Genomic DNA, 9,696 nt, shown 5'->3' on the forward strand with positions numbered 1-9,696 from the left:
GCATCATCTCGATCGGCAGCAACCTTGCCGAGCGGGCGACCGACGGCAGCCTCACGGCCTATTCAGCCAGCAAGGCGGCGCTGGTCGGCCTGACCAAGGCGCTGGCGCGCGACCTCGGCCCGCGCGGCATCACCGCCAATGTCGTCCACCCCGGTTCGACCGACACCGACATGAACCCGGCCGACGGCCCGCATGCCGAGCATCAGCGCCGGAAGATGGCAACGCCGCGCTTCGGCAAGGCCGACGACATTGCCGGCATGGTCGCCTGGCTCGCAGGCCCGGAAGGCCGCTTCGTCACCGGCGCCGCTCTGACCATCGATGGCGGCGCCAACGCCTGATCCCGCGGGGATTTCCGGCTGGGGCGGAACCACCTTCCGCTCCAGCCGTCACGATCTTGTGAAACCGTTCTGCAACAGGCTTTCCAAAATTTATGAAAGCTTAACGAAATCGGTATGAATCAGTATAGTCGCGCCTTACATCCGCCATGCGGTGAGCGGGACGATCGAGCGTGCGGAACGGGAACCGGTTGCGGCCGGAGCGGGTGATTCATGAAATTCCTCGGAAACAAAGCAACCGTGATGCCGCTGATGGCAATCACGGCGACGCTGGCTTTCGGTGTACCCCAGGCAGGCGCGCAGGGGCTCTTCGACATGCTTTTCGGCGGCGGCGTCAGGCATGCGCCGAAAGGCGAGTTTCCGCCCCCGCCGCCGAAGAACAAGCCAAAGCCGAAAGTGTCCGGTGGCGGCGGCGGCAATGTGAAGATCAGCAGCCCGTCCTACTACACCTACAAGGCCGACCGGCTGGTTCGCGTCGACTTCTCGGCATTGGCCGCGACGCCGGCGCCGGCGACACCGCAGGACGCCGCCTTCGTCCCGTCGGCTACGGGTGCCGCGTTTCGTGATGCGGTTGCCAGCTTGGGCGACTACGAACTCTTAGCCGAGCCCGACATCGCCAAGGCGCTGATCGCGTACTACTCGGCCAATCCGGATTTCATCTGGATAAGCGGAACCAGCCTCAACAGCCGTGCGCAGGATGCGGTGCGGGTGCTTGGCGAGGCTTCAAGCTATGGCCTCACGCCCGCCGACTATACGGTCGAAGTGCCCGCTGCCGGCGCATCGTCGACCGATGCCAATGCGCAACTGAAAGAACTCGTCCGTTTCGAGATGGCGCTTTCGGCGCGTGTGCTGCGCTATGCCCACGACGCCCAGAACGGCCGCGTCGATCCCAACCGCATGACCGGCTATTATGATTTCCCGGCCAAGCCGCTCGATCTGCAAGGCGTGCTGAAAACGCTGGCTCATACCCAGCAGGTGCGCACCTATCTCGAATCGCGGCACCCGCAGAATGCGGAATACCAGGCGCTGCGCGTCGAACTGGAAGCGCTGCAGGCCAGTGCGGAAAACGAAATCGTCGTCGACCCCAAACTGCTGCTGAAGCCGGGCGAAACCAGCCCCGAACTGCCGAAGCTGCTGACCCTGATCGCGCGCAATCTCGATGACGAGATGGGCGGCGCCTATGGCGAGGTCCTGTCCAGGCTGGCGACCAGCGACGTCTACGTTCCGGAATTGGTTCCGGTCATCAAGGCCGTGCAGCAGAAGGCAGGCATGAAGGGCGACGGCGTCATCGGCCCGCGCACCGTCGCGACGCTGGCCGGAACATCCAAGGCCGACAAGCTGCTGAAGGTGGAAGTGGCGCTGGAGGAGCTGCGCTGGCTGCCCTCCGATCTCGGCAGCCCGCGCGTCTTCATCAACCAGCCGGCCTTCACCGCGAGCTACATCGACAACGGCGAGGAAAAGCTCAAGACGCGTGTCGTCGTTGGCCGGACCACCAACCAGACCTCCTTCTTCTACGACCAGATCAAGCAGGTCGATTTCCATCCCTATTGGGGCGTGCCCCAGTCGATCATCGTCAACGAGATGCTGCCGAGATTGCGCAACGATCCGGGCTATCTCGACCGGGCCGGCTATGAGGTGACGGATTCGCGCGGCAAGCGCATTCCTTCGTCGGCGGTCAACTGGGGCGCCTATGGCTCGAACATCCCCTACAGCGTGCGCCAGCAGCCGAGCGAGGCCAACGCGCTGGGCGAATTGAAGATCCTGTTCCCCAACAAGCATGCGATCTACATGCACGACACGCCGCAGAAATCGTTCTTCCAGCGCGATATGCGCGCGCTCAGCCATGGCTGCGTGCGGCTGCAGGATCCGCGCGGCATGGCGGCGGCGGTGCTTGGCACCTCCGTGGACTATATCGCCGAGAAGCTGAAGCACGGCCACGCGACCGAGAACGTGACACGCACGATCCCGGTCTATGTCGCCTATTTCACCGCCTGGCCCGATCTGTCGGGCAAGGTCGAATATTTCGGCGACGTCTACGACCGCGACTCGCGGCTGAAGCAGGCCCTGGATGCCACGGAGGCGGTGCGTTCGCCTTCGAGTTGATTTTTAGCGCTCGAACAGCGGCCGTCGGAAGCCGGCGTCGCGCCCGGCGATCAGCCAATAGAGCAACCCGGCGACAAGGCCGGCAGCGGCAATGATGCCGATGTCGACCCAACGCGCCGGGTCCATGTCCTCCGGTGCGCTCGGCCAGATCAAGGCGAAGCCGCCGACTGCGGCGCCGGCGCCGAAAACCATGTGCAGCAGGACATTGCGCAACGAGAAGAACTCGGCAATCAGCGCGAAGATCAACGTCTGCAGCGCGGTCACCACGATCGTCAGGAAATAGACGAACATGCCGAGCGGCGGCACCAGCAGCACCGCGATCGGCGAAACGCCCATGACGTCGAAATAGTTGGGCGCATTGGGCAAGGAACTGAGCACGCCATAGATCACCGCCACGGCGATCAGGCCGACCAGCACCGAGACGAAGTAGCCGGCCAACATCATCAATATGCGCTTCATCACGTGCTTTGCCGTCGCCATCCCCATCCCCCAATGCGGCGCCCGGAGCTATTCCAGGGAACGACAGTCAGCCATCAAAGCACGACTGACGCAAGGGGAGGCGCCCGCGGCAGGGCGATCGCCGAAGTTGGCGCCGGGAGCCTGTGACGCAGCCGAGAACGAATTCGCGTCGGAGCGTCCCTATTTCGGCTCCGCCGTCACAGGATCATAGGTGATTTCGACCTTCGCCTTGTCCGCCGTGTAATAGGTGACGGTGTAGGCGCCGCTGTCCCAGTCGACCTCGTCCACATAGCGAAAGCCGTCGCGCTGCTCGACCTTGGCGATGATCTCCGACAGCTTCTTGGCATTGGGCGGCGGCAGCGGCTTGTCGTCCGCGGCCAAGGCCGGCGCGACGGCGAAAAGAACGGCGACGCTGGTCGCCAGCAGAAATCTGGACATGGCTTTCCCTCAAGTTTCGTCGGACAGAAACTCGCTGGCGCGCCGGTTTGTTCCGCAACTGGAACGGGTGCCGGTTCAGTCCACTGGTTTGCAGCTTTCGGAAGACAAAACCTTGCGTCCAAAAAACACGATGCGCCGCTTCAATATTCGGGGCCATACAGTGTCGGCGGTTCATCGGTGTGTGTATAGCTTGGCGTCAGAGCACCGGGGCGCAGAATATGACTCTTCAGACGGACGGTTCCACGCCAACATTAACTCAGGTCCAAATTATCCAATCACTCGCCGAGGCTCTTTCTTGGTTTGAAAAGGAGCTGGGTTGGGGCGTGGTTCCGGCCGAACTTAACCACCTTACAGGTCGGATTGGCGAACTTTATGCAGCCATGATTACGCGTGGGCAAATGGCGCTCGAAACCAATCAGCGCGGTTATGACGTCGTTTCCGCTCTAAATGAGCGAATCTCCGTCAAGACAATCACCACTTCCTCCCATGTGTCCTTCAACTCCGCGACGTTCGAGTTCGTCGACCGGGTTATGGTGCTCCGCGTCAATGTCGACGAGGAAAAGGGCATCTCAGTCGAGGAACTACTTGACGAACCAGCCGAGGTCGCCAAGACAAAGATGAGATCCAGCGGGTCGGACTTCATTTATCCTATCACGCGAAGCTCTCAGCGCGAGCAGCGGCCGGTCGAGGAGTTGCGAGTAACAGCGCGCGCGAATTATTCGGGATTGGAGATCGTTCGGTACGAGAGCGCCGCCATTCGCATTCTGCGCGATGGCTCTGTCCAGCCCGTGGTTGTCAAAGATGTTCTTAGGCCTATCGCAGCCGAAATCGGCGTCGATGTTTTGAACGCCAAGGGTGAGGTAAAGAACACACAGACATTAGGTGCCGACGTCATCCGTGCACTGAATTCCAGAATGCCTTGACTGCTGTTCTAAATGCGCACGCGTCATGTCGTCATGCTCGCATTTCCGTGCTTTCCACCCCGGCACGTTTCCGTCCCGTGCAGAAGCCAGGGCGCTGGAACCTGAACGCTACATCGTCTACTGCGCCGACGACCGCATCGAGGTTTCGTTCTGGGATGATGAAAGTGCTGCGCGGCTCCGACGTCTGTCAGCTTCAGGCTGACTATTCCTGAGGCGGCAATTACCCTCGACGATGTCCCCAACTGATGTGGAGCGCATCACGCTGAGCCTTGCTACCCTGTACGAGGGGCCGCCGCCCGCGTAACTTACGCGGCGCGTCGTTGAGCGGGACCTGAACGGGTTCGGCGAGGGTCGACGGCGGTCACGATGCTGTGGTGGTGATCGCAATAGACGCGATCCGCCGAAGTTGGCCCGGCACAAAAACGATAACCGCCGGGTACCGACCGGTCTTCGCTTACCGGGAAGCGGCACTGATAGACGCCTAGCTGAATGAGGGGGACGTCTTTCGAAATTGGTCTGACATTTTCAGGCATGGTTTTTCAGGTTCCTGGTTCATAGCCATTGCCGGCTGACGGCCGCTATGCGACCGCGTCAAAGCGAGCTTCTCTCGTTTTGGAGGGCTGTGGATCACCATATGGTGTCGATCGCAGCGTCAATGAAGCCCGAAACCCTGCTTTCGCAAGCCAATCATTGCGACTTAAGGCCACACTGGCTGCTGGGAGGGCGGGCTGCGGGAGCGAGTACATTTTGTCAGCAGACAGTGCGGTCGCGTCCCGGAGCATCTCTTCGAACCGTTGCGCCGGTGCTATGGTGTGCCTGCATGATCAGACAGCAGGGATATGAGGCATGCCCGAAATCACACGCCGTACACTTCTTGCGTTCACCGCCGTGGCCTCGGTCATTGAACCGACATTTGCCGAAGCGGAAGGGGCCTCACCCGAATTGCGGGCGCTGATCGGAGCCCATGAAGCCAGCTATGTCGAGCTTCACAGGGTTGTTCATCAAGCGGGCAGCAGCAGCCACGAATGCAAGAGGGCAGACCGGATTGAACAGGAAGCCTTGCTGGCCATCTGCTCCTATCCAGCGATCAGCCGAGGCGACCGCCGGGCCAAGGCCGATTACCTGCTGACCGCCGAGGCTCGGGGTGAACTCGACCTGGAAGAGCACATGCAGGCCATCCTGCACTCGATGAAGCGCTGATCGCGGCTCGACCGGCGTAGGGCAGAGTTTGGCTCCATCGACAGGAGTTCATGCGCGGCGACTATCTCGCCGCCTTCCATTGCTGCGACTACGCATCTTTGGCTAACGGACGAAGCGGTCAGCGACCTGTCGGGCAAGTGGCGCTCGATGAAGCCGGCCCATGGAGCAAGCCCGAGCGCTGAACCGGAACAACGCTATACGGTCTTTTGCGCCGACGACCGCATCGAGGTGTCGTTCTGGGATCGCGAACAGATGAAGGTCCGAAACGGCTCCGACGTCTGCCCGTTCCAGAGATATGCGAGCTACAGCAGCGCGTGGAATTCGCCCAGAAGAATTTTGGCGGGCAAGGGGCGGAGTGTAGTTGCTAGGCATTTTGGGGTGCGGCGTTCAGGAAGGCCGATGGTGGGCGATGCAGGGATTGAACCTGCGACCCCACCCGTGTGAAGGGTGTGCTCTCCCGCTGAGCTAATCGCCCGCTCGTTGCCCGAAGGCCAAGCGAGCCGCGATATAAGGGAGGCGGGTGCGGTAAGTCAAGGCGCTGTCCGGCGTTCTGACACGGATCGGTTTTGCTGTGCTTTGCGCCCTGTCTCCGGCCGCCTTCCGGTCAGTTTCCGGCAGCGGCAATCAGCCTTTGCGCCAGGTCGAGCGTCAGGGCATCGAAATGCGAAATGACAGCCGACGGTTCGAATTCGCGCACATGGCGGTCGGTGTAGCCGAAATCGACCGCCACCACGGGAATGCCGGCGGCTTTCGCCGTGTCGATGTCGGTTTGCGAATCGCCGACCATCAGCGCGCAGTGCGGGTCGCCGCCGGCCAGCTTGATGGTCTCGATCAGATGGCGCGGGTCGGGTTTGCGGAAGGCGAACGTGTCCTGGCCGGCGATCGCCGCGAAATGTTTGGTCAGGCCGAGCGCCTCGATCAGCGCCAGCGAGTTGGCTTCGTATTTGTTGGTGCAGATGGCGAGGATATAGCCGGCCTCCTCGAAGCGCGCGATCGCCTCGACGACACCGGGGTAGGGGCGTGACTTGCCGGGGATGTTGAGCGTGTAGTGGTCGAGGAAGAGTTTCAGCAGCCGGTCGTGCTCCTCGACGGCAAGCGATCGCTGATGGGCGGCGTGCGCCCGCTCGATCATCACCCGGCCGCCGTGACCGACAAAGCGCCTGAAGCCGGCTTCGTCGACCGCCGCGATCTCGCTGGCGGCCAGGCTGTGGTTGAGGCTGTCGAGCAGGTCCGGCGCTGTGTCGATCAGCGTACCGTCGAGGTCGAACACGATGATCGGTCGGGTCATGGTCTGTCCTGGGGCAAGTTTCTACAGGGGCAGGCGATAAAGGCTGCGGCGCGTCAAGGCAAGCGCGGGGCCAGTTCGTTCAGGCGGGGCCTGCTTATCAGGCCGGGCATTCGCGGCTGGACGCCGCTATGAAAAAAACCGCCTCGACGGCGGGCTGTTGGCGCAAATCAGCACCATAGGCAAAAATGTAGCATAGCTGCCCTCACCTGTCAAGGAAATAATTCCTATACTGAGCATCACCTGGAGAAGCGCCGTCCAGGGCTTTGACCGGATCGGCAAAAATGCTACGAGCCCGGCAGCGAATTTCCGGGGCAATAACCGACATGGATGCAAGGCAGTTGAAGGTCGAAGCCGCGCGGGCAGCACTCGCCCATGTAAGCGACGGCATGCGACTCGGCATCGGCACCGGCACAACGGCCGAGGAGTTCGTGCGGCTGCTTGCCGAAAAGGTTGCAACCGGCATGACCGTCATCGGCGTGCCGACTTCGGAGCGCACCGCGTTGCTGTGCCGCGAGCTTGGCGTGCCGCTGTCGACGCTGGAGGAAACGCCAGAGCTGGATCTCACCGTCGACGGCGCCGACGAAGTCGACCCGGAACTGACCTTGGTCAAGGGCGGCGGCGGCGCGCTGCTGCGCGAGAAGATCGTCGCCGCGGCGTCCCAGCGCATGATCGTCATCGCCGACCGCTCCAAGATGGTCGAGACGCTCGGCCGTTTTCCCCTGCCGATCGAAGTCAATCCGTTCGGCCTGCGCGCCACTGAAATCGCGGTTGCCGCAGCGGCTGAAAAGCTCGGTCTTTCCGGACCGGTCACATTGAGGATGACGGGCGGGCAGGCTTTTGTTACAGACGGCGGCCATTTTATCCTCGATGCATCTTTTGGCCGCATTCCGGATACAAGAGCGCTTTCGAATGCTCTCCACGCCATTCCGGGCGTGGTCGAGCATGGTCTTTTCATCGGGCTGGCTTCAGCGGCCATCATCGCCGGCGGCGACGGTATCCAAACCGTCCATGCCGCCCGAAAACCAGGGAGTTCTACCGATCATGACGTTGCATAACCGGGTTCGCAGCCTTTCCGTCCTTCTGGCGGCCTCGGCCGTTTTCGCCTTCTCGTCGCCGGCGTTTTCGCAGGATGTCACGGAAGCGCACCTGAAGGCCGCCCGCGCGGCGGTCGCTGCGATCCACGCGACCGACCCATTCGACAACATCCTGCCGCAGGCAGCCGCGGCGCTCGAATCGCAGCTGATCCAGAAGAACCCGGACATGCAGGAACTGATCGGCAAGACCATCAACGAGAAGGCTCTGGCGCTGGCCTCGCGCCGCGCCGACCTCGAGAAGGAAGCAGCACTCGCCTACGCGAAAGTGTTCTCCGAAAAGGAACTGACCGACATCGCCGCCTTCTACAATTCCGATTCGGGCAAGAAGCTGCTCGATAGCGGCCCGACGGTGACCCGCGAATTGGTCAAGGCAGCCGACATCTGGCAGAACGGCCTCGGCCGCGATCTCGCCCAGCAGGTCGGCGAAACGTTGGCCGCAGCCGCCAAGGCAAAGGCGCAGGCAGCACCTGCCGCGCCCGCCGACGGAGCCGCCGCTCCGGCCGATGGCGCAGCGCCCGCCGACGGCGCGGCCCCCGCGGACAACAACTGACCCGCATTTTCAAATGGCCTTGCGGCCTACTGCGAAAGCCCGGCCTGTCCGGGCTTTTCTTTTGCCTTTTTGCGGCCTACCTGTCTGACACATTTCTGAAGCCTGGGAGCCGCATCATGGCCGGTTACGACTACGATCTTTTCGTCATCGGCGGCGGCTCGGGCGGGGTGAGGGCGGCGCGCGTCGCCGCGGCTCTCGGCAAGCGTGTCGGCATCGCCGAGGAATACCGCTATGGCGGCACCTGCGTCATCCGCGGCTGCGTGCCGAAAAAGCTCTACGTCTATGCCTCGCAATTTCCCGAGCACTTCGCCGACGCCGCCGGCTATGGCTGGACGGTGCCGGAAGCCAGTTTCGACTGGCAGACGCTGGTCGCCAACAAGGATCGCGAGATCAGCCGGCTGGAGGCGATCTACGTCAGGAACGTCGAGGGCGCCGGCGGCGAGACCTTCCACTCGCGCGCCATGATCGTCGATCCGCATGTCGTGCATCTCCTGGGTGAGGATCGCACCATCACAGCAGACCAGATCCTGATTGCCACCGGCGGCCGCCCGGCGGCGCATCCGGCGCTGCCCGGCCACGAACATTGCATCTTTTCCAACGAGGCTTTCGACCTCAAGGAATTGCCCAGGGCGATCATGATCGAGGGCGGCGGTTACATCGCCGTCGAGTTCGCCAACATTTTTCACGGTCTCGGCGTCGACACCACGCTGGTCTATCGCGGCAAGGAGATCCTCAGCCGGTTCGACATGGACCTGCGGCGCATGCTGCACGAAACCATGGAAAAGAAGGGGATAAGGATCCTTTGCCATTCCGTGTCCGAATGGATCCGCAAGCGGCCGGACGGCCGGCTCGACGCGCTGGTCAGCGGTGGCGAGGTGCTGACCGTCGACCAGGTGATGCTGGCCATCGGCCGCATTCCCAACACCGAGAATATGGGCCTGGAAGGCATCGGACTGGAGATGACCAAGACCGGCGCCATCGCCGTCGACCAATATTCCCGCACCAATGTCGACAACATCTGGGCAATCGGCGACGTCACCAACCGCGTGCAGCTGACGCCGGTGGCGATCCATGAGGCGATGTGCTTCATCGAAACCGCCTTCAAGGGAAATCCGACCGCTCCCGATCACGAGACGATCGCGACCGCCGTCTTCTCACAGCCGGAGATCGGCACGGTCGGCCTGTCTGAGGACGATGCCATCAAACGCTTTTCCGACATCGAGATCTACCGCGCCACATTCCGGCCGATGCGGCACACCCTGTCCGGGCGCGACGAGAAGATGCTGATAAAGCTGGTGGTCGATGG

General features: G+C 62.3%; 10 protein-coding genes and 1 tRNA gene. 7 read left to right on the forward strand and 4 right to left on the reverse strand.

From position 1 onward, the window contains the following. Together EN949_RS28500 and EN949_RS28505 are read left to right on the forward strand one after the other, a co-directional pair. The coding region (locus EN949_RS28500) for an SDR family oxidoreductase (protein WP_127371853.1) at positions 1–338 on the forward strand (338 nt) is incomplete at its 5' end. A gap of 210 nt (positions 339–548) precedes the next feature. Beyond that, a complete protein-coding gene (locus EN949_RS28505) occupies positions 549–2,438 on the forward strand; it encodes a murein L,D-transpeptidase (RefSeq protein ID WP_127366309.1) in 1,890 nt (629 codons plus the stop codon). A gap of 3 nt (positions 2,439–2,441) precedes the next feature. On the opposite strand, the gene EN949_RS28510 is transcribed toward EN949_RS28505, so the two are convergent. Continuing rightward, the gene (locus EN949_RS28510; protein WP_164755311.1) at positions 2,442–2,924 is read right to left on the reverse strand and encodes a hypothetical protein; all 483 of its coding nucleotides are present in this window, start codon (positions 2,922–2,924) and stop codon (positions 2,442–2,444) included. 153 nt (positions 2,925–3,077) lie between these two features. Continuing rightward, the gene (locus EN949_RS28515) at positions 3,078–3,335 is read right to left on the reverse strand and encodes a PepSY domain-containing protein (protein ID WP_013531689.1); all 258 of its coding nucleotides are present in this window, start codon (positions 3,333–3,335) and stop codon (positions 3,078–3,080) included. A gap of 218 nt (positions 3,336–3,553) precedes the next feature. On the opposite strand from EN949_RS28515, the gene EN949_RS28520 reads away from it, so the two are divergent. Continuing rightward, positions 3,554–4,258 (forward strand): hypothetical protein, encoded by a 705-nt coding sequence (locus EN949_RS28520; RefSeq protein WP_127366311.1) that lies wholly within the window; start codon positions 3,554–3,556, stop codon positions 4,256–4,258. A gap of 846 nt (positions 4,259–5,104) precedes the next feature. Next, the gene (locus EN949_RS28530) at positions 5,105–5,458 is read left to right on the forward strand and encodes a hypothetical protein (RefSeq protein ID WP_127367805.1); all 354 of its coding nucleotides are present in this window, start codon (positions 5,105–5,107) and stop codon (positions 5,456–5,458) included. Positions 5,459–5,858: 400 nt separating this feature from the next. Here EN949_RS28530 and EN949_RS28535 read toward each other — a convergent pair. Together EN949_RS28535 and EN949_RS28540 are read right to left on the reverse strand one after the other, a co-directional pair. Continuing rightward, positions 5,859–5,933 (reverse strand) — tRNA-Val (locus tag EN949_RS28535). A 129-nt stretch (positions 5,934–6,062) separates the two neighbouring features. Continuing rightward, complete coding sequence (locus EN949_RS28540) at positions 6,063–6,746, reverse strand: phosphoglycolate phosphatase (protein WP_127371524.1); 684 nt, start codon at positions 6,744–6,746, stop codon at positions 6,063–6,065. Between the two features lie 323 nt (positions 6,747–7,069). Here EN949_RS28540 and rpiA point away from each other — a divergent pair, with 323 nt between their 5' ends. From rpiA to gorA, 3 genes are all read left to right on the forward strand, one after another. Then, positions 7,070–7,801 (forward strand): ribose-5-phosphate isomerase RpiA, encoded by a 732-nt coding sequence (gene rpiA, locus EN949_RS28545; RefSeq protein ID WP_027036598.1) that lies wholly within the window; start codon positions 7,070–7,072, stop codon positions 7,799–7,801. Continuing rightward, complete coding sequence (locus EN949_RS28550; protein ID WP_013531665.1) at positions 7,788–8,390, forward strand: DUF2059 domain-containing protein; 603 nt, start codon at positions 7,788–7,790, stop codon at positions 8,388–8,390. The genes rpiA and EN949_RS28550 overlap by 14 nt, the downstream gene beginning before the upstream one ends. 116 nt (positions 8,391–8,506) lie before the next feature. After that, on the forward strand, positions 8,507–9,696 hold a 1,190-nt coding region (gorA, locus tag EN949_RS28555), incomplete at its 3' end, for a glutathione-disulfide reductase (protein WP_127371854.1).

This window comes from Mesorhizobium sp. M7A.F.Ca.US.007.01.2.1, from assembly GCF_003998165.1.
In the GTDB taxonomy this organism is placed as follows: domain Bacteria; phylum Pseudomonadota; class Alphaproteobacteria; order Rhizobiales; family Rhizobiaceae; genus Mesorhizobium; species Mesorhizobium ciceri.

Coding starts and splice junctions, on each gene's coding strand:
- EN949_RS28505 (WP_127366309.1), top strand. CDS start 549: ATGAAATTCCTCGGAAACAAAGCAACCGTGATGCCGCTGATGGCAATC.
- EN949_RS28510 (WP_164755311.1), bottom strand. CDS start 2,924: ATGGGGATGGCGACGGCAAAGCACGTGATGAAGCGCATATTGATGATG.
- EN949_RS28515 (WP_013531689.1), bottom strand. CDS start 3,335: ATGTCCAGATTTCTGCTGGCGACCAGCGTCGCCGTTCTTTTCGCCGTC.
- EN949_RS28520 (WP_127366311.1), top strand. CDS start 3,554: ATGACTCTTCAGACGGACGGTTCCACGCCAACATTAACTCAGGTCCAA.
- EN949_RS28530 (WP_127367805.1), top strand. CDS start 5,105: ATGCCCGAAATCACACGCCGTACACTTCTTGCGTTCACCGCCGTGGCC.
- EN949_RS28540 (WP_127371524.1), bottom strand. CDS start 6,746: ATGACCCGACCGATCATCGTGTTCGACCTCGACGGTACGCTGATCGAC.
- rpiA (WP_027036598.1), top strand. CDS start 7,070: ATGGATGCAAGGCAGTTGAAGGTCGAAGCCGCGCGGGCAGCACTCGCC.
- EN949_RS28550 (WP_013531665.1), top strand. CDS start 7,788: ATGACGTTGCATAACCGGGTTCGCAGCCTTTCCGTCCTTCTGGCGGCC.